The sequence below is a fragment of the Streptomyces sp. CC0208 genome (assembly GCF_003443735.1).
In the GTDB taxonomy this organism is placed as follows: Bacteria; Actinomycetota; Actinomycetes; order Streptomycetales; family Streptomycetaceae; genus Streptomyces; species Streptomyces sviceus.
Window position 1 is genome coordinate 7,898,626 of record NZ_CP031969.1, and the last position, 18,754, is coordinate 7,917,379.

The 18,754-nt window shown below is 70.7% G+C and carries 13 protein-coding genes and 1 pseudogene; 2 read left to right on the top strand and 12 right to left on the bottom strand.

Features of this window, described 5'->3' with window-relative positions:
* Positions 1–188 precede the first annotated feature (188 nt).
* The 8 genes and pseudogenes from D1369_RS36305 to D1369_RS36340 form a co-directional block, all read right to left on the bottom strand.
* Positions 189–3,134 (bottom strand): glycosyl hydrolase 115 family protein, encoded by a 2,946-nt coding sequence (locus D1369_RS36305; protein WP_240436118.1) that lies wholly within the window; start codon positions 3,132–3,134, stop codon positions 189–191.
* A gap of 166 nt (positions 3,135–3,300) precedes the next feature.
* Positions 3,301–3,663: pseudogene (locus D1369_RS44195) on the bottom strand (C40 family peptidase); the annotation flags it as partial.
* 1,601 nt (positions 3,664–5,264) lie between these two features.
* Positions 5,265–6,308: an NAD-dependent epimerase/dehydratase family protein gene (locus D1369_RS36315; protein ID WP_007380241.1), complete on the bottom strand. Its 1,044-nt coding sequence runs from the start codon at positions 6,306–6,308 to the stop codon at positions 5,265–5,267.
* Positions 6,309–6,669: 361 nt separating this feature from the next.
* Complete coding sequence (locus D1369_RS36320) at positions 6,670–7,923, bottom strand: glucarate dehydratase family protein (RefSeq protein ID WP_007380240.1); 1,254 nt, start codon at positions 7,921–7,923, stop codon at positions 6,670–6,672.
* Positions 7,920–8,828 carry a 5-dehydro-4-deoxyglucarate dehydratase gene (locus D1369_RS36325; protein ID WP_007380239.1) on the bottom strand — a complete coding sequence of 303 codons (909 nt, stop codon included), beginning with the start codon at positions 8,826–8,828 and terminating at the stop codon, positions 7,920–7,922. Before D1369_RS36325 ends, D1369_RS36320 begins: the two co-directional genes overlap by 4 nt.
* 27 nt (positions 8,829–8,855) lie before the next feature.
* Positions 8,856–9,800 (bottom strand): carbohydrate ABC transporter permease, encoded by a 945-nt coding sequence (locus tag D1369_RS36330; RefSeq protein WP_007380238.1) that lies wholly within the window; start codon positions 9,798–9,800, stop codon positions 8,856–8,858.
* Positions 9,797–10,717 (bottom strand): sugar ABC transporter permease, encoded by a 921-nt coding sequence (locus D1369_RS36335; protein ID WP_007380237.1) that lies wholly within the window; start codon positions 10,715–10,717, stop codon positions 9,797–9,799. The genes D1369_RS36330 and D1369_RS36335 overlap by 4 nt, the downstream gene beginning before the upstream one ends.
* Positions 10,714–12,048: a sugar ABC transporter substrate-binding protein gene (locus D1369_RS36340; RefSeq protein WP_037899085.1), complete on the bottom strand. Its 1,335-nt coding sequence runs from the start codon at positions 12,046–12,048 to the stop codon at positions 10,714–10,716. The genes D1369_RS36335 and D1369_RS36340 overlap by 4 nt, the downstream gene beginning before the upstream one ends.
* A gap of 177 nt (positions 12,049–12,225) precedes the next feature.
* Here D1369_RS36340 and D1369_RS36345 point away from each other — a divergent pair, with 177 nt between their 5' ends.
* Complete coding sequence (locus tag D1369_RS36345; protein ID WP_118082854.1) at positions 12,226–13,092, top strand: fructosamine kinase family protein; 867 nt, start codon at positions 12,226–12,228, stop codon at positions 13,090–13,092.
* 229 nt (positions 13,093–13,321) lie between these two features.
* On the opposite strand, the gene D1369_RS36350 is transcribed toward D1369_RS36345, so the two are convergent.
* Both D1369_RS36350 and D1369_RS36355 read right to left on the bottom strand, forming a co-directional pair.
* Positions 13,322–15,493, bottom strand: a complete 2,172-nt coding sequence (locus D1369_RS36350) for a TerD family protein (protein ID WP_007380233.1) — start codon at positions 15,491–15,493, stop codon at positions 13,322–13,324.
* Positions 15,494–15,601: 108 nt separating this feature from the next.
* Positions 15,602–15,985 (bottom strand): DUF5997 family protein, encoded by a 384-nt coding sequence (locus D1369_RS36355; protein WP_037899083.1) that lies wholly within the window; start codon positions 15,983–15,985, stop codon positions 15,602–15,604.
* Between the two features lie 58 nt (positions 15,986–16,043).
* Here D1369_RS36355 and D1369_RS36360 point away from each other — a divergent pair, with 58 nt between their 5' ends.
* Positions 16,044–16,856 (top strand): LysR substrate-binding domain-containing protein, encoded by an 813-nt coding sequence (locus D1369_RS36360; protein WP_007380231.1) that lies wholly within the window; start codon positions 16,044–16,046, stop codon positions 16,854–16,856.
* 61 nt (positions 16,857–16,917) lie between these two features.
* Here D1369_RS36360 and D1369_RS36365 read toward each other — a convergent pair whose 3' ends face one another.
* Both D1369_RS36365 and D1369_RS36370 read right to left on the bottom strand, forming a co-directional pair.
* A complete protein-coding gene (locus D1369_RS36365; RefSeq protein ID WP_007380230.1) occupies positions 16,918–18,114 on the bottom strand; it encodes a GDSL-type esterase/lipase family protein in 1,197 nt (398 codons plus the stop codon).
* A 5-nt stretch (positions 18,115–18,119) separates the two neighbouring features.
* Positions 18,120–18,704 carry a TetR/AcrR family transcriptional regulator gene (locus D1369_RS36370; RefSeq protein WP_007380229.1) on the bottom strand — a complete coding sequence of 195 codons (585 nt, stop codon included), beginning with the start codon at positions 18,702–18,704 and terminating at the stop codon, positions 18,120–18,122.
* Positions 18,705–18,754: the final 50 nt, after the last annotated feature.

Consider the following 18,754-nt stretch of genomic DNA (forward strand, 5'->3'; position numbering starts at 1 on the left):
ACCCACACTTCATCCGAGCAACATCGACGTTCTCGGATGTACTCCAGCACATTGAAGCTCCGGCGGGCCGCAGTGGGGGGAGGGCGGCTCGTCGGATACGCCTGTCTCCCCGCGGGGACGGCAGCGCCGGCCGCGACGCGTGCGGGCCGCCGGCACGGGGGACCGGCGGCCCGCACGAAGCCGTGGCGCTACTGGTCCGGCGCCTCCAGGCCCCGGCCGGGTGCGGGCTCGGGGTTGAACACCGGGTGGTAGCTCTCCGGCGGCGCGAGATACGTGGCGGGCAGCCCGCTCGTGTCGATCAGGATCTGGTCCACGGCGATCGCCGGATCGACCATGAAGATCCTCAGCACATGCTCCCCGGCCTCGGCGACCGTCACGTCGGCGGTCAGCCGCTCGACTCCGTCCTCCACCTGACGGGCCCAGGCGTCACCCCGGTTGCCGGTCGCGACGGCCTGCCCGGACAGGACGGTCACCGGCCGGTCGTCGAGCCCGACGGCCAGCCGCCGCTGCCCGCGCTCGTCCAGCGAGGGCAACCGGAAGACGGTGACGGGGAAGGTGCCGGTGCTGGTGAACCGCACCCGGTACCGCAACTCCGGTGCCCGCGCGTCGAAGTCACCGGTGATCGGAGCCGCCGTGGGCGGAACGGCCTCGACGGCTCCCGTACGACGTCCCAGTCCGCGCACGGTCCGCCAGCGGCAGCCGCCGCGCGCCACCCTCCGGTCGGCATGTGCCGCGTCGATCGACACGTAACCGTGGGCTTCGACGAAGCCGCGCACCCGTCTGCGGCCGTTGTCCACCCGTAGTGGCACGTCATGGCGCTGCCCGGCGCCCGTGAAGACGACCGTGGCCTCCTGCGCCCCCTCCGGCGCGCGCTCCCAGTCGATCTCCACCCACACCCGCCGCTGCTCGGTCAGCGAGCCTCCCGAGACGCTGAGCACCACCCAGGGGTGACTGGCCTCGGCGACCCAGTCCAGCGGCAGGAAACCGGTGTTGAAGACGTCGACGAAGCGCTGGTCACGGGTGTACGAGGAGAACGACAGCGGCCGGGCGGCCCCGGTCTCGTTGCCCTCGGCCGCCACCCCGAGCCCCGAGGTCTCCTGCCGGGTCACCCTGGTGACGGCCGGGCGTCCCGGCGCCTTCGGGATCTGGGACGGATACGGATTGACGATCCCGTCCCATTTCCCGCCCGCCACCTCGGTGTTGTACCGGTTGGTGAGCGCCGCCTCCGCCGTGTGCGCGGCCAGCGCGAGGTCCGCGAAACGGTTGGTGCCGGCCCCGCGGCCCTGCCGTGCGGCGAGCGCGTTGCGATCCGCCCAGTAGTACTTCAGGTTCATCAAGTAGGCGCCGTGCACCGGGTATTCGACCAGCTCGTAGAAGGCGTCCCGGTACACCTCCGGGAGTTCTGCCCCCACCGCCCGTACCCGCGCGAGGAGTTGGTCGTACGCCGCCATCCGGCGCCCCGCCTCGTCGCCGTGGTGGACGACGGACACGAGTCCCGCCGCGATGAACTCGGGGCGCAGCTCCCCGGCGAGCCGGTAGTACTCGGTGCGGATCGCGGCGATCTCGTGGGCGTGCCGGTGCCCGAACTGCCGCCCGGCCCACTCGGCGAGGAAGTCCTCGACCTCGCCCGCCTCCCAGCGGTTCACGTCCCAGGCCATGTCCATCGCGAAGGACAGGCCGGTCTCGATCGACTTGAGGTCACCGACGTTGAAGATCCACATGCGGTCGGTGCCGTGCTCGTACACCCGCCGCAGCTCCTGCCACACCTTGGCCACCTGGGTCGTGTCCAGCCACAGATAGCTCTTCGGGCGGCCCCAGTAGGAGAGGTGGTAGTAGATCCCGTTGCCGCCCGGCCGCGCCCGCTCCGCCTCGGTCGGCAGCTGGCGCATGTTGCCGTGGTTGTCGTCCGGCCAGATCAGCGTGACGTCGTCGGGGACCTGGACGCCCGCGTTGTACAGGTCCAGGACCTCCTTGTACGGGATGAAGATCTGCGGCTCGGCCGCGGCCCCGACCTCCTCGGCGAGGATCCGTCGCTGGTCGGCGATGATGTCGTTCATCACCACGACCTTCTCCGGGATCGTGGTCGCGTACTTCGTCTCCAGCGCGCTGTCGTGCAGACCGCGCATGCCGAGCGTCCAGCTGCTCTCGTACGCGGCGTTCTGTCGCGCGCGGGCTCTCCAGTAGTCGGAGATCACGGCGGGGTTGACCGTGTAGTCGTACACCGGCGCGCTGCCGTCGGGGTTCGGGTGCTCCGCGATCCACGGCTCCCACTCGTGGACGCCGTTGCGCAGCAGGGCCTCGGGGTGGCTGGAGCCGACGACGATGCCGTAGCGGTCGGCGAGTTCGGGGTTCTCGCGGTACTTGTTGAAGAAGTCGGAGTACGGATGCATCGCGGGCCACAGGTAGTTGGCCTTCAGGCGCAGCAGCAGCTCGAAAACGCGCCGGTACGTCTCGGGGCCGATGTTCTTGTCGGTCTCCTGGGTGCGATGGGACCACGTGGTCAGGTTCTGCTCGTCGTTGATGAAGACGCCGCGGTAGCGGACCGAGGGTTCGTGGCGGGTGAAGGGTCCCGAGGGGACGGTCACCGTGTCCCGGCGCTCGACGGGGACGTCGGCCCACCAGTACCAGGGGGAGACGCCGATGCGTTCCGAGGTGTCGTAGATCCCGTAGACGGTTCCGCGCCGGTCGCTGCCCGCGATGACCAGGGCACGGTCGATGCCGGGCAGCGGACGCTCGATCACCTGGGTCACGGACGCCTCCCAGCGGCCCTTCACCCGGGAGACGTCCAGGCGGCCCTGTGCGGCGAGGCGGTCGATGGCGGGGCTCGCGCCGAGGGTGCCCACCAGGACGAGCAGGGGGGCGCTCCGGGGCAGCGTGCGCAGCAGGTCGGGTCTCGTCCCGGAGACGCGCTCGACATCCGCCTGGAGGTCGCCCGCGGCGCGCACGACGGCGGGGTCGTCCGCCGCGTCCACGAAGATGCCGACGGCCGTGCCTCCCGTGGCCAGCGCGAAGTCGGGGCGGCCCGAGGAGGCCGCCTGGGCGTTCGCCGGGATCAGGCCGGGGAGGAAGGGGGCCGCGCCGACGGCGGCCATTCCCTGGAGGAAGGACTTGCGGGTCCATTGCTGGTGCGGCACGAGACGCACTCCCAGGTTGGCATGGTCAGGCCAGAAAGCGCTTTCTCCGGAACCCTAGGCGAGGTGCTCGGGAGGCGTCCAGAGGCGTGCGTGAAGGGAGTGCCGTGCCGGGGGCTCCCGCGGCGGCGGTGCGGGCCGGCGCGGGGGCGGGGCGGAGTCAGGCGGGTCAGGCGGGTCGTATGGCGCCCCGGATGATCGACTCGCCGGTCGGGTAGATCGACTCCTCGCGGATGGACGCTCCCGGGCCCGGGGCGTGGATCATCATGCCGTTGCCGGTGCACAGGCCCACATGGCTGAAGTCGTCGTGGAAGAAGACGAGGTCACCGGGTTGCATCGCGTACAGCGGTACCGCCGTGCCGGTGCTCGCCTGACCGACGCAGGTGCGGGGCAGGGAGACGCCGGCGACCTTCCAGGCGGCCTGGGTGAGACCGGAGTTGTCGTACGACCCCGGGCCCGCCGCGCCCCAGACACACGGCTTGCCGATCTGGGAACGGGCGAAGGCGAGGACCTGGATGACCTTCGAGTCGTAACCGGGGTCGGGGGTGGGGAGCTCGGGTTCGTTGACGGGGAGGGCGGGGGCCGGGGCCAGGGTCAAGGATGCGGCGGCGGGGGCCGGCGCCGGGGCCGGCTGGGATGTCTGCCAGGCCTGCTCGGGAGTGCGGGGGGCCGGGATGGCCGGGATGCTCTGAGTCGAGGTCGGGGCGGACGGGGTGGTTCGGGCGATGTCGACCGGCGGGGGTGCGATCGTCGCGAGGGGGGCGGTGAGGGCGGAGTACTCGGGGTTTCCCGTGGTCTGTTGCGCGGCGTACTCCGGGAAGACTGTGGTGTTCTGTGCGGAGTACTCGGGGAAGCCCGTGGCGGCCGGCGCGGCGTACTCAGGTAGCCCGGTGCCGAGTTGACCGCTGTAGTCCGCGAAGCCGGTGGTGGTCTGCGCGGTGTACTCGGGCAGGGCGCTGCTGAGCTGCCCGGACTGGTCGGGGAATCCCGTGCCGGGTTGCGAGGTGTACTCGGGGATACCGGTGGTGGTTCGCGCGATGTAGTCCGGTAGGCCGGTGTCGGCTTGCGGGCTGTACGTCGGTATCGCGGTGCCGGGCCGTGGTGCGTATTCAGGCACACCGGTGGGGAGCTGCTGCGCGAACTCGGGCGCAGCGGTGAGGAGTTGGGGTGCGTACTCCGGGACTCCGGCGCCGAGCTGCGGGCTGTACTCGGGGTACGTCGGTATCGCGGTGCCGGGTTGGGTTGCGGATTGCGGGGTGTACTCGGGCGCAACGGTCAGGAGTTGCGGCGCGTACTCCGGGACGCCGGTGACGGGTTGAGGGGGGTACGGGGTGTACTCCGGGACCCCCGTGGCCGGTTGAGCGGCACGCACGGTGGGGATTTCGCCGGTGCCGGTGAGGTCCTGCGGGGCCGGTTCCGAGGCCCATGAGGGCGTCTGGGCCGCGGGGAGGGCGGCCGGGGCCGGTTCCGGTGCGCTGGGCAGGGCGAGCATCGGTCGGGCGGTCAGCTCGGGCCGTTCGGCGGCCGGCTTCGGTTCGCGTGCCGTGGAGGCGTCCGCCGGCCGCTGGCGCCGTGGCTCGGCACGGCGGGCGGCGGTGCGGTCGGAGGGCAGGACCGCCGCGACCATGGGGCCCGTCTTCGCTCGGGCACTGCCGTACCACTGCTTGGCGATGTCGTCGAGGGCGGGATCGCCGCCTGCCCTGCTCCCACCGCCTGCCCTGCTCCCACCGCCGGTCGACGAACCGGTGCGGCCGCGGGTGCTCGACGCCGTTCCGGCCGCGCGCGTGGCGTTGTAGGTGCCGGAGTCGTTCTCGGCCCGGTCGTAGAGGTTGGTGACCCGTCGGCTCACCTCGTCATGGCTCGGCCCCTCGTCGGCCGCGGCGTTCCCGGTCTGCGAGAGGAGGGCCGCGGAGGCCATGGCCGCCGTGGCGAGGGCGGAGTTGCGCTTGGCCGGGAGGCTGAATCCTCCATTGCGCGATGTTCGATCCGGCGCCATGAAAGTCATGCCCCTTCCGTCGTGCTGCTCGCCGTCAACTTAGCCAACTTGTGAGGCTCGCGTGAAGATTGAAGTGTGAAAAGCGTGAGATGTAACTGTGACCTTCGTCGCGTACGGGCCTCTGCTCGCGGTGAGGATCAGCGTTTGCCCTGCTGGGCGCGCCATGCCTCGTAGTGGTCGAGGACCGTCTCCTCGACCGGGCGGTAGACGAGGCCCAGTTCGTTCACGCTGCGGCTGTTGTCCACGCGGAAGCGGATGCCGAGATGCTTGCGGATGTAGTCCTGGGTGAGTCCGAAGGCGGGGCCTAGGACGCGCACCGGCCAGTGGGGGAGCGCGGTGCGCGGGATGCGCAGGCCGCGGGGGTATCGGGTACGGATGATGCGGGACATCTCGTGGAACGACGTCATGGTCTGCGCGGCCAGGATGTAACGGCCCTTCGCGTCGGGCTTCTCCGCCGCCGCGATGTGGGCGTCGGCCACGTCACGGACGTCGACCGTGGTGAAGCTGAAGTCCGGGGCGCCGTAGAAGAAGTAGCCCTTGAACAGCTCCTCCAGGAGGAAGAGGCTGCCGGACTCGGAGGCGGGCGTGAGCGAAGGGCCCAGGATCAGACCGGGGTTGACGGACACCATGCGCCAGCGGCCCTGCGCGGCCTCCGCGTCCCAGGCAGCGCGTTCGGCGACCGTCTTGGCGTAGTGGTACGGGTTGTTCTCCACCGTGCTGCTGGTGTTGAAGTACTCCTCCGACAGGATCTGACCGTCCATGGCCCGTACGTCGGCGTAGTCACCGAAGATGGCGCCGACCGTGGAGGTGAACACCAGCCGCTCCACCGTCGGCGTGCGCTCGATGCCGGCCAGGACGTTGCGGGTGCCGGTCAGGGCCGGGTCGACCATGTCCTTCTGCCCGTCCTTGATCTTCTCCGGCATGAAGAAGGGCGAGGCCACATGGAAGACCACGCGGCAGCCCGCCATGGCCTCGTCGAAGGAGCCCTCCTTGAGGAGGTCCGCCTCGAACAGGGAGAGTCGGCCGGGGAATTCGCCCTGCATGTCCCGTAGCGGGCGCGCCTTCGCCGAGTTCGCGAGACTGCGCACGGTGGCGTGCACGTCGTAACCCCGCTCCAGCAGCCGACGTACCAGATGGCTGCCGACGAAACCGCTGCCACCGGTCACCAGGACTCTGCCCATGCCCTCGCTCCTCCACCCAGGGGGTGACATTGAAGCACCGGCGGATCTTCGGCGGGAGGGTCATCCTTGCCACGTCCGCCCCGTCTGCGGAGTCGGTGTCCGTGCCGTGAGGGCGCCTGACAACAGCGAGACAGGTCGGAACCCACTCAGTCTGATCTGTGCGTGGCGTCCTGAGGTTCCGGGATGAAACTCCGCGGCGGCGCCTGGACCGTGCTGAGCCGCAGCCGGTGACCAGGCACACCGCCTCGCCGACCGGGCGGATGCCATCGCGCGAAGCGACTTCTCGACTGCCGCCATCGACGGCCGCGAAAAAAGACAGGGCGCCCGGGTTCACCGGGCGCCCTGTCTCATGGGGGTCCTGTCACCAACGGGGGAGCCGGAGTTCGTAGTCCGGCTGGAACCGTCGCATGTATCCGGTGTCGTCCCGGCTGCGTACCCCGGAGTCGACGTAGCGGCGGTGCAGCCGTTCCAGGGCGGCGGGGTCGAGTTCCACGCCGAGACCGGGGCCGGTCGGGACCTTGACCTCGCCGTCGCGGAACTCCAGGACACCGGGGCGGATCACGTCGTCGGCGTGGTTCCACGGGTAGTGGGTGTCGCAGGAGTGGTCGAGGTTGGGGATCGCCGCAGCCACATGGGTCATGGCGGCCAGGCTGATGCCCAGGTGCGAGTTGGAGTGCATGGAGAGGGCGAGGCCGAACGCCTCGCAGACCGCGGCCAGTTCACGGGTGCGGCGCAGGCCGCCCCAGTAGTGGTGGTCGGTCAGCAGTACCTGGATGGCGTTCTGCTCGACCGCGGGCCTGAGATGCTCCCAGGCGATCACGCACATGTTCGTGCCCAGCGGCATCGGCGCGTCCTTCGCCACCGCCGCCATGCCCTCGATGCACCTGGTCGGGTCCTCCAAGTACTCCAGGACTCCGTCCAGTCGGCGGGCGACGTACTTCGACGTCTCCACCGTCCACGCCACGTTGGGGTCCAGGCGCAGCGGCTGCCCGGGGAAGGCCTCCGCGAGCGCCTTGATCGCGGCGATCTCCTCGTCGGGCGGGAAGACACCGCCCTTCAGCTTGAACGACCTGAACCCGTACCGTTGCTGCATCAGCCGGGCCTGCTCCACGATGCCGGCCGGGTCCAGGGCCTCGCCCCACTCGTCGCCGACCGCGGCGCGGCCGTCGAGGGCCGGGTGCTCGGCCCACTTGTAGAAGAGGTACGCGGCGAACGGCACCGAGTCCCGGACCGTCCCGCCGAGCAGGTCGCTGACCGGGCGGTCGAGCAGCTTGCCCTGCGCGTCCAGGCACGCCACCTCCACCGCGGAGGTGGTCCAACCACGCTCGTGACTGGAGGGAACCGTCGGCAGCAGAGCGGCGTCGATCGCGGCGCCGACGGCCGTCGTGTCGAAGACGTCCCTGCCCACGACGACCTTGGCGGCCGCCTCAAGACGCTCCAGGCGGGCGACCCCGCCGGGGGACTCGCCGAGCCCCACCGTGCCGTCCTCCAGAACGAGTTGCAGGATGATCCGCAGGGCGAGGGGCTCGTGAACGCCGTTGGAGTTGAGCAGCGGTGGGTCGCGGAAGGCGATCGGGGTGACGATCAGCTCCTTGATCCGAGTCGGGTCGCTCATGCGCCGACCACCTCCAGGCCGTGATCGATGAGTTCGGACAGCCGCGCGATGTGCTCCGGGGCGGGATCGACCAGGGGCGCCCGTACGCCACCCACGTCCAGGCCACGCAGGGCGACTCCGGACTTGACCAACGCCACGGCGTACCCCGGTACCTCGTCGCGGAGTTGGACGAGGGGGCCGTAGAACTCGTCGAGGAGCGTCTCGACCAGCGGGCGGTCGCCCGCGGCGAGCGCCCCGTGGAAGGCGAGGGCGATCTCGGGCGCGAAGGCGAACACGGCGGAGGAGTACAGCGAGACACCGATGCCCTGGTAGGCGGGCGCGGTCATCTCCGCCGTGGGCAGGCCGTTGAAGAACTGGAAGTCCTCCGTGCCGGGCACGGCGCGCACCGCGCGCACGACGCGGTGCATCCGCTCGATGTCGCCGAGCCCGTCCTTGAGGCCGACGACCTTGGGGAGTGCGGCGATCTCGGCGGCCGTCTCCTCGGTGAGGCGGGCGGTGCCGCGCTGGTAGAAGACGACGGGCAGGTCGCTCGCGGACGTGACCTCCTCGACGTAGCGCACCAGGCCCTGCTGCGGGGCCGTCACCAGGTAGGGCGGGAGCAGCAGGATGCCGTCGGCGCCCGCCCGGGCGACACGGGCCGCGTGGTCGCGGGCGACCGGGACGGGGCCGCCCGCCGCGGCCAGGACCGGGACCCGGCCCGAGGTCGTCTCGACCGCGACCCGGGTGGCCCGCTCGATCTCCTCGGGCGTCAGCGCGTGGAACTCACCGGTGCCGCAGGCGACGAACACGCCGCCCGCACCGGCCGCGACACCGTTGTCGATGTGCTGGGCGAGCCGTTCCTCGTCCAGCGAGCCGTCCGCGGCGAACGGCGTCACCGGGAAGAACAGCACTCCTTGGAACTTCATGTCTCCCTCAAACGTGGGGGGTCGGGGTCAGCCCTTCGTGGCACCGGCGGCGATGCCGGTGACCAGGGAGCGCTGGAGAAGCAGGTAGACGATCAGGCTGGGGATCAGGGCGATGACCGCGCCGGCGAGGACCACACCCGAGCCGACCACGGGGTCGGTGCGCAAGGTGGCCAGGGCGACGGTGACCGTGTAGTCGGTGGGGTCCTTGGCGGCGATCAGGGGCAGCAGGTACTGGTCCCAGATCATGATGAACCCGAGGACGCCGGCCACACCGAGAGCGGGCCTGCACAGCGGCAGGATGATCTGCCACAGCATCCGCAGTTCGCCCACGCCGTCCAGGCGGGCCGCCTCCTCGATCTCGACGGGGATGTCCCGCATGAACTCGGTCAGCATCATCACCGAGAAGCCCCAGGCGCCCAGCGGCAGGATGACACCCCAGACCGTGCCCTTGAGGTCCACGTGGACCACCGGTACGTCACCGAGGACCAGGGACAGCGGGATCGCGATGACCTCCTCGGGCAGCATCAGCGTCATCATGAACAGCATCATGATCAGCGCCTGACCGCGGAACCGGTGCCGGGCCAGCGCGTACGCGGCGAGGGTGCACACCACCAGCTGGAGGAGCAGCCCGCCGCCCGCTATGACCAGCGAGTTGCCGAGGTAGTCCCACAGGCCCTGGGCGCCCGCGACCTTGAAGTTCGACAGCGTGGTGTCGTGCGGCAGGAACGACAGCGAGGAGCCGCTGGGGTGGGTGGTGAAGGCGCCCGAGACGATGGTGAGGAACGGCGCCGCGAAGATCGCGAGGGCGATCACGCAGAGCAGGATCCTCAGGCCCCAGGCGAGACCGGGCCTGTCGTTCCAGCCGAGGGCGGTGTCGAAGCGGGCCGGGGTGGTCCGCTGTGCCTTGGTGGTCCGCCCGGCCGGGGTGTCAGGGGCCGCCGGCCGGGCGGAGTCGATGACGGGGGCGCTCATCGCGCTTCTCCCCTCTTGCGGAGGTGATTGACCGTGACGGTGAGCAGCAGCGTCACGCAGAGCAGGACGACCGAGGCCGCCGAGGCGCCTCCGATGTCGTTGCGGGTGAAGCCCAGGGTGTAGGCGCGGGTCATCCAGACGTCGGTCGACCCCGCGGGGCCGCCGCCGGTGAGGACGTAGACCTCGGTGAACACGCGCAGTCCGCGGATCGTGGCGAGCGTGAGCACGATCATGAGCGCCGGACGGATCGCGGGGAGCGTGACGTACCGCAGCCGCTGCCACAGGGAGACCCCGTCCATCGCCGCGGCCTCGTACAGCGAGCGGTCGACGCCCGCAAGTCCGGCGAGGAAGATCACCATGTTGTAGGGGGCCCAGATCCAGATGCCCATCACCATCGTCGAGTACAGCGCGATGTTCGGGTTGTCGAGGAACTGGACGGTCCCGAGGCCGAGGAAGTGCAGGCCGCTGTTGAGCAGGCCGTCGGAGGTCGGGTAGTACATCAGCCGCCACAGCTCGCCGACGACCGCGGTGGCCGTGACGGCGGGCAGGAAGACGGCGGTGCGGAGGAGCTTCAGCGAACGTGCCTGGCCCTCCAGGAGCAGCGCGAGGGCGAGCCCGAGCACGATCGCACCGACCGCCTGGCCCATGCCCAGGATCAGGGTGTGCCCGATCGCGTCCTGGAAGCGGTGGTCGGTCAGGACCCTCGTGTAGTTCTCGAGGCCGATCCATTTGTCGCCGAGGAAGGGCCGCACGTCGAAGAAGCTGAGCCAGATGCCCTTGGCCATCGGCCAGAACTTGAACACCAGGGCGAGCAGCAGACCCGGGGTCAGGAAGAGCCAGGGGACGACGGCCTTCTTGTCGATGGCCCTCTTGGTGAGGCCTCTGCGCGCTGTGGGCGCGGGGACGGAAGCGGTCATTTCAGCAGGTCCTGGTCCTTGAGGTCACCGGCGAGCGTGTCGTTGAGCTCCTTGAGCCGGGAGCGGACGTCACCGCCGCAGTACGTGAAGATCGAGTTCAGTGAGTCGGCGGTGTCCTGCTTGATCGGGGCGAAGTCCGGCGCGTTCGGGAACTGCTCGGAGGCGTCCTCGTAGGCCTTCTGTACGACGCTCCAGCGGACGTCGTTCCTGACCTTCGCCGCGTCCAGCGTGGAGTTGACGGGGATGCGGACGACGGGTTGGTGGCCGTCGACGCTGGTCATGGCGATCTTCTGGCCCTCGGTCGAGATCAGGAACGCGGCCAGCGCCCGTTCCTGGCGGTCCTTGCCGGTCTTGGCGCCGAGGTAGACGTCCTCGCCGTCGGCCAGCGCATCACCGCCGGCCGGGCCCGCGGGGGCGGGGACGACCTCGTACGTGTCCTTGCCGGGCGTGGCGTCGAAGGTGGTGATGTTGTACGGGCCGGTCATGTACATCCCGGCGTTGCCGTCCTGGAAGTTGGTGGCCGTCCCCGTGACGGCGGTGATCGCGCCGGGCTGGACGACACCCTTCTCGCCGCAGAAGAGGTTGTCCTTCATCCAGGTCACGGCGTGCACCGCGGCGGCCGAGTCCATGGCCGGGGTGTACTTGCCGTTGCCGGCCGACTGGATGATCTGGGCTCCGCCCTGCCACAGGAAGCTCGCGCCCCACCAAGCGGCATAACCGTTCTGGGCGCTGGCCGGCGCGACGATGCCGTAGGTGTCGGCCTTGCCGTCGCCGTCCGGGTCCCGGGTGACGAAGGCCTTGGCGACGGAGAGCATCTCCTGCCAGGTCGTCGGCGCCTTCAGCCCGAGCTTCCTCAGCCAGTCCTTGCGGATCATCAGGGTCTGGGCCTGACGGGAGTAGGGGATGCCGTAGTGCTTTCCGTCGACGCCCACCGTGGAGGACCAGGACTTGGGGGTGATCTGGTCGCCGCCCGCGATCGACGCGGGGTCGATGGGCTTGAGCAGACCCTGACTCTGGTAACTGCCCATGAGAGCCGTGTCGTTGATCATGACGTCCGGCAGGTCCTTGGTGGACGCGCGGCTCTGGAGCTGCTGGTCGAAGTTGACGACCGGCTGGTAGTCGATCTTGATGCCGGTCTTCCTGGTGAAGGCGGCGAAGACCCGGTCGTAGGTGGCGGCCGAGTCCGGATTGCTCCGGGTCCAGACCTCCAGCGTGTTCGGATCGCTGCTGCCCGCACTGTCGGACCCGGAACCACAGGCGGCCGTTGCGAACATCAGTCCCCCGACGGTGGCTGCGGCGGCCAGGCGGCGTCGTCGTCGGCGTTCGCCCATGGACACTCTCCGTTCATATCCGTGAACCCGCTTCACGAATCTAAATGATCGGCCAAGCTACGGATTGTTTCTTCCATATGTCAAGACATGGCTGGGAGTCTTCACAGAGGCTGTGCACGAGCTCTCTTCGGGAAGGCTGGGGCGAAGACGGTGACGAGAGGGACCAGGGAGGCGCAGGTGTACGACGACGGCGAGGGCCCGGGTGCGGCGGCCGCGCGGCTCACCGGCCGCACGGCGACGGACGAGCGGCCGTTGTCCGGCGCGCTCGCCGAGGTGGCCCTCGACGACGGCCGCGCGGTGATGGTGAAGCGCGCCCACAGCGCCGAGGAGGCCCGGGCGGAGGCCGCGGGCCTGCGCTGGCTGACCGAGGCCGGCACGGTCCGGGTGCCGACCGGGCACGGCCAGGACGGCCCCTGGCTGGTGACCGACCTGATCGCGAGGGGACGGCCGAGCCGGGAGACGGCACTGGATCTGGGCCGGGCGCTGGCCGGGCTGCACCTCGCCGGGGCGCCCGCCTTCGGCTCGGCGCCGCCCGGCGGTCCCCGGGAGGCGTACATCGGGCGGGCGCCGATGCACAACGTCGAAGGCGCCGAGTGGCCGCAGTGGTACGCCGAGCACCGGGTGCTTCCGTACCTGCGGCGCGCGGTGGACGACGGCACGATCACACTCTCGGAGGCCGAGGTGATCGAGCGGCTCTGCGCCCGGCTGCCCGACCTCGCGGGCCCAGCCGAGCCTCCGGCTCGGCTGCACGGCGACCTGTGGAACGGCAACGTGCTGTGGGGCGCCGACGGCCACGCCTGGCTCATCGACCCGGCCGCGCACGGCGGCCACCGAGAGACCGACCTCGCGATGCTCCACCTCTTCGGCTGCCCGCACCTGGACGAGGTGCTGCGCGGCTACGAGAGCGCGGCGCCGCTCGCCGACGGCTGGTCCGACCGCATCGGGCTGCACCAGCTGTTCCCGCTGCTGGTGCACGCTGTGCTGTTCGGGCGGGGGTACGCGGAACAGGCGCTCAGCACGGCGAAGGCGGCCCTGGAACGGTGAGTCCACCGGTCCGGGCCGCCTGCCGGGTGACGTCGACGACGAGGAGAGCGAAGGAACTGGAGCTCTTGGAAAGCCGGTTTTGCAGACCGGTAGAAGGAAGCTCCTTCATGGCCTCGTGCGTGACGTCGAGGGCGAGGAAAGCGGAAGGACTGGAGATCCAAGCCCCATGGGGGCTCATCGAATGGAGAAGGAAGCCCTTCCATGGCCTCGCCACGCGCAACCGTAACAGTCACTCGGGGATCAAGTCGCGCAGGTTTTCCGGGGTGATGACGACCGAGTCCGGGTGCAGCCCCTCGGGCCGCTCCAGGCCGATGTAGGTCACGGGGCCGTCCGGCACCGACCCGGCGTCCCAAGTCGCCACGTCGGTACCGCCGTTCGCCATCAGCGAGGTCAGATACCCGACCGTGAGCTGTTCGCGCTCGACGATGCCGCGCACCAGCGTCGCGACCGATACCTGGTTGTCCTCCACGCGGTTGTACGCCGGCTGCCCCTTCAGGTACAGGTGCAGCCACTTGGCGTGCCAACTCCCGTCCTGCGCACGCCGGAACGCCAGCGGCAGCGCCACCCGGCCGGGACCGCGCAGCTCCGACTTCATCCGCACGGTACGCGCCTCGAAGGGGCGGCCCCGCTGCTCGCCCTCGCGCAGCATGAACCCGAAGAACGACTCCTCGGCCTCCTCGAACTTCTCCCCGGAGTAGATGTTCACCTGCGGCACGATGTACGTACCCCGCACCGCCCCGAGCCGCAGGTTGATGAACTCCGAGGCACCGTCCGGGGCGTTGGTGATGTCACCCGAGTGCTCGCCCTCCACCTCGCGGAGATTGGTGTACGACAGCCAGGACACCGTCTCGTAGTCCGCGTCCAGCAGCAGCGCCGACAGGTCGTAGTCGGTGACCCGCTGCGTCTGCTTCCAGTACACGAAGAACCGCAGCAGCTCCCCGTCGACCGGCGAGACCGAGCCGCGGGGCAGCACCCCGAGTCCGGCCGAGGTCGCCCGCCCGCTGAGCGGAAGCGCCACGTCGAGGACGTCGGGGTCGACCAACAGCCGCTCCGGGGACGGGAGTCGACGGCCGATCTCCGCGTCCAGAGCGGCGATCAGACGTTCCCGTTCCGCCTCCGGCACGACCCCACGTGTGTCGTCGGCGACGTGCGCGCGGCCGAGACGGTTGACGAACACCCGCTTCCGGCCCGACTCAGCGGCCCGGTTGTGCAGGTACTCACGCACCGACAGGACGACCCGTCCGGAGACCTCGGGAGTGACCTCCTCGACGACGGCCACCACGGCGTCCCGCTCCTGCTGCGTGCGCGCGGTGCGCAGCAGCCGGTCCAGCGCACGGAACAGCCTGCCGGGCGCGGACCTGAGCAGCTCCGCCGCTCCGGTGACGTCGTCCGCGCCGAGCAGCGCCTCCACTCGGGCGTCGAAGGTGTACGCCTTCTGCTCGCCCCGGGCGACGGCGAACACCTCGGCGGCGCGCGGCCACTGGGGGTACTCGTGCGGGTGCAGACGCTCGCCGAGCCGCTTGAACGCCTCGCGGTGTGCGAGGACGTCGGCGAGTTTGGCGGGAGTCCGGGCGACGACCTCGTCCAGCCCCGCGAGCAGGGCGCGGCGGACCGGGCGGGACAGCTTGCGGAACCGGGTCGGTTCCTGAAGGCTCACATCCCCGCCCGACAACGCGCAGGCCAGCCGCAGCACATCGGTCACGGTGTCCAGCAGCAGGCCCGAACCCGCCTTCATCCGGGCCTCGTTGACGACGGCACGGTTCTCCCGCACCGGGATCGTCTCGGGCTGGGGACCGTCCGCGCAGTGCCCGGCGAGCACCTTGAGATCGGCCAGATGCTCGTCCCCGAGCGGCGTGGTGCTGCCGGCCAGCGCCAGGTACAGGGCGCTGACCTCGTCTTCCAGGGATGCGCCCAGGTGCAGGACGGTGAGCCGGTCGCCGACCGCTGCCGTCAGCTCGTCGTGCGCCGCGAGCATCTCGTCGTACGTGTGCCGGTAGGTGCCGTACGACGGCAGGGTGAGCAGGTTGACCACGCCGTTGCGCAGCTGGGCGAGGACGCCGGAGCGGGCCTTGCCGTCCTCCAGGGCCTCGCGGACGCAGCGCATCCAGAACTCGAAGGTGTCCGGGACGTTGGCCGGGAAGTCCTTGAAGTAGACGTTGTGCCGCACATGGTCGCCGGCCATCTCGCGGACGGTGGCGAGCGTGCGCACGGCGGTGTCGACGACCGTGCTCCCGGACAGCCCCGACAACGTCCTCAGCGCGTCCGCCGACAGCTTGAAGCCGACGGACATCAGCGCGGCGTCGAACTGCCGCGCGGCGACGTCACCCTCACCGGCGGGGCCCGCGGGAGCGGGCAGCCGGAGGGCATGCCGAATGACCAGGGAATCGAGACGGTGGACCATGCCGGAATGGTCGCAGAGGTGTTCGATCCGGCGCACCGGAGTTTTCGGGCCCCGGGCCAGTGCGGGCCGCGGCCCAGTGCGGGCCCCGGGCCGGTCAGGCCTCCGGGGTCAGGACTCCCCGTCCTGCTTCTTCTCCTTGATGCGCGCCGCCTCCTTGCGGACCTCCGCCTGGGTGGCGCGCTCCTTCTCCAGCCACTCGGGACTCTCGTCCCGCAGCGCCTCGATCTGCTCGGTGGTGAGCGGCTCGGTGACCCCGCCGCGCGCGAGACCGGCGATGGAGACGCCCAGCCGGGCCGCGACGACCGGACGGGGGTGCGGGCCGTTGCGTCGCAGGTCCTGCAACCACTGGGGCGGGTTCGCCTGGAGCTCGTTCAGCTCGGCGCGCGTGACGACACCCTCCTGGAACTCTGCGGGGGTGGCGGGGAGGTACACACCCAGCTTCTTCGCCGCGGTCGCGGGCTTCATCGTCTGGGTGTTCTGGTGCGACGTCATGGAGTCCAGACTATCGGCCGCGCACGAGACCTCCGACCACAGTGGGTAACCTTGCCGCGTGACAGACTCGCCAGAACCCCCTTCCTTCCGGCTCGCGTACGTCCCCGGGGTGACGCCCGCCAAGTGGGTGCGGATCTGGAACGAGCGCCTCCCCGACATCCGCCTGGAGCTCGTCCAGGTGGCTCCCGCGGAGGCCTCCGACGTGTTGCGCGACGGCGGAGCGGACGCCGGTCTCGTTCGGCTGCCGGTCGACCGTACGGTGTTCAGCGCGATCCCCCTCTACACCGAGACCTCGGTCGTCGTGGTCCCCAAGGACCACGTGGTGACCGCGGTGGAGGAAGTGACCGTGGAGGACCTGGCGGACGAGGTCGTCCTCCACCCCCTCGACGACGTCATCGGCTGGGACCGGCCGCCCGGTGAACCGGCCTTCGAACGCCCGGCCACCACGGCGGACGCGATCGAGCTCGTGGCGGCGAACATCGGCGTGCTCGTCGTCCCCCAGTCCCTGGCCCGGCTCCACCACCGCCGCGACCTCACCTACCGCCCGCTCACCGACGCCCCGCAGTCCGAGATCGCCCTGGCCTGGCGAGAGGACGCGACGACGGACATGGTCGAGGACTTCATCGGCATCGTCCGGGGGCGGACGGTCAACAGCTCGCGGGGCCGCACCCAGCCCGAGCCGGAGCGCGGCCAACGGCCCGAGAAGGGTGGCGGACGCAAGCCGGCGGGCGCGGGGAAGGGCACCGCGCGGGGATCTTCCGGCGCGGGCAAGGGGTCCCGTGGAGGCTCCGGCCGGTCCGGTGGGTCCGGTGGGTCCGGTGGCTCCAAGGGCGCGGGGGCTCGACGGGGCAAGCCCAGGCGCAGGGGGTAGCGTCCGGAGCCCGGCGCCCCGTAGGCAGCCCTCACGGCAGCGGCATGCGCGGGGCACCCCGTCAGCCGCTGGAGCCGTCGGTGTCGCCGGAGCCGTCGGCGAACACGCCATCGGTTCCGAAAGCGATCCTCGCGAACCGTTCCCCCATCCGTCGATGCGTCGCCGCGTCCGGATGCAGGTCGTCCGGCAGCGGCAGCTCCGCCGAGTCGTCCTCGCCGTACAGCTCACGCCCGTCGAGGTAGTGCAGGTGCGGATCCTCGGCGGCCCGCTGCTTCACGATCCTGGCCAGTTCCTCCCGGATCACCTGAAGGGTCAGCTTCCCGCTCGCGCGTTCCGCCGGGTCGCCCAGTGTCCTGAACCGCAGGCGGCCCTCTCCGAGCTCGCCGACGTCCGGGAAGCAGGGACCCGGAGTGTCCTCGTGCATCGGGCACAGGATGGGCGAGACGACCAGCAGGGGCGTGTCCGGACGGCCCTCGCGGATCGTGTCGAGGAATCCGTGGACGGCCGGACCGAAGGCGCGCAGCCGCATCAGGTCATGGTTGACGATGTTGATGCCGATCTTGACGCTGATGAGGTCGGCGGGGGAGTCCCGCAGGGCCCGGGCGGTGAACGGGTCGAGGAGCGCGCTCCCGGCGAGGCCCAGGTTGATCAGCTCCACTCCGCCCAGTGTCGCGGCGACCGCGGGCCAGATGCCCGTCGGGCTCGCCGCGTCGGAGCCGTGACTGATGGAGCTGCCGTGGTGCAGCCAGACCCGGCGGTCACCGCGGGGCGCGGGCTCGACGGGCGCGTCGGTGCGCAGGGCGATCAGCTCGGTGGTCTCGTTGTGCGGCAGCCAGATCTCGACGTCCTTGATCTCGCCGGACAGCCCGTCGAAACGGACGGTCCCGGGCGGTCCGGGCCGGGCCTCGGACGTCCCCGCGGTCATGTCGACGGTGATGACGTTGCCGTCGCGCACACTGCCCTGCCCGGCCGGCCGGCCGTCGACGACCAGGTCGTACACCCCGTCGGGCCGGGGCGGCGCGCCGACATAGGCCCGCTTGGTCGGCAGGGTGTCCAGCTCCACCGCGGTGGCCCGGGTGCGGAAGGCCAGCCGTACGCCGGAGGGCTGGGACTCGGCCATGGCGAGCTGGTCGTCGGTGTTCTGGGCGCGGGCCCGGGCCGGCAGCCGGTGCGGCAGCACCCCGCGCTCGGTGTGTTCCACGTCGAGGGCGCCGCGCAGCAGGTCGGCGGTGACGGGGGTGGTGATCCAGTCGTGCATGTTCCTCAGCCTGTCGGTCGGTCAGGGGCGGGCCAGTTGCGCAGGAGGGTGTCGAGGGCGTCCAGGATCCGCGTCCAGGACTCCTCGGAGTCGGGAGAGCTGTGGCTGAACCCGCCTGCCCCCTCCAGGCTCGCGTAGCCGTGGAAGGTGCTGCCCAGCAGTCGTACGGCGTGGGTCTGATCGGGTTCCGGCAGGTCGTAGCCGCGCAGGATGGCGCGCATCATCTGCGCCTGCCGTACGCCCGCGCTGGCGGCCGCGGTCTCGGGGTCGAGCCTCAGCCGGGCGGCCGCGGCACGTCCCGGGTGGGCACGGGCGTAGTCGCGGTAGACGTTGGCGAAGGCGGTCAGGGCGTCCTTGCCGGCCCGTCCGGCCACCGCGTCGGCGGAGAGGTCCGCGAGCTCCTCCAGGGCGAACAGGGCGATCCGGGTCTTGAGGTCCTGGGAGTTCTTCACGTGCGAGTACAGGCTCGCGACCTTGACGTCGAACCGCCGGGCGAGCTCCGAGACGGTCACCCGCTCGAAGCCCACCTCGTCGGCCAGCTCCGCGCCCGCCCGGACCAGTCGCTCCGTGCTCAGCCCTACTCGCGCCATAGCCGTCCTCTCGTTTGCCAGAATCGATTATGCATTTGCCTAAAGCATTT

What these genes read in the sequence shown, in the direction of transcription:
- D1369_RS36315 (WP_007380241.1), bottom strand. Translation starts at nt 6,308, where the DNA reads ATGGGCAGAGTCCTGGTGACCGGTGGCAGCGGTTTCGTCGGCAGCCAT.
- D1369_RS36320 (WP_007380240.1), bottom strand. Translation starts at nt 7,923, where the DNA reads ATGAGCGACCCGACTCGGATCAAGGAGCTGATCGTCACCCCGATCGCC.
- D1369_RS36325 (WP_007380239.1), bottom strand. Translation starts at nt 8,828, where the DNA reads ATGAAGTTCCAAGGAGTGCTGTTCTTCCCGGTGACGCCGTTCGCCGCG.
- D1369_RS36330 (WP_007380238.1), bottom strand. Translation starts at nt 9,800, where the DNA reads ATGAGCGCCCCCGTCATCGACTCCGCCCGGCCGGCGGCCCCTGACACC.
- D1369_RS36335 (WP_007380237.1), bottom strand. Translation starts at nt 10,717, where the DNA reads ATGACCGCTTCCGTCCCCGCGCCCACAGCGCGCAGAGGCCTCACCAAG.
- D1369_RS36340 (WP_037899085.1), bottom strand. Translation starts at nt 12,048, where the DNA reads ATGGGCGAACGCCGACGACGACGCCGCCTGGCCGCCGCAGCCACCGTC.
- D1369_RS36350 (WP_007380233.1), bottom strand. Translation starts at nt 15,493, where the DNA reads ATGGTCCACCGTCTCGATTCCCTGGTCATTCGGCATGCCCTCCGGCTG.
- D1369_RS36355 (WP_037899083.1), bottom strand. Translation starts at nt 15,985, where the DNA reads ATGACGTCGCACCAGAACACCCAGACGATGAAGCCCGCGACCGCGGCG.
- D1369_RS36365 (WP_007380230.1), bottom strand. Translation starts at nt 18,114, where the DNA reads ATGCACGACTGGATCACCACCCCCGTCACCGCCGACCTGCTGCGCGGC.
- D1369_RS36370 (WP_007380229.1), bottom strand. Translation starts at nt 18,704, where the DNA reads ATGGCGCGAGTAGGGCTGAGCACGGAGCGACTGGTCCGGGCGGGCGCG.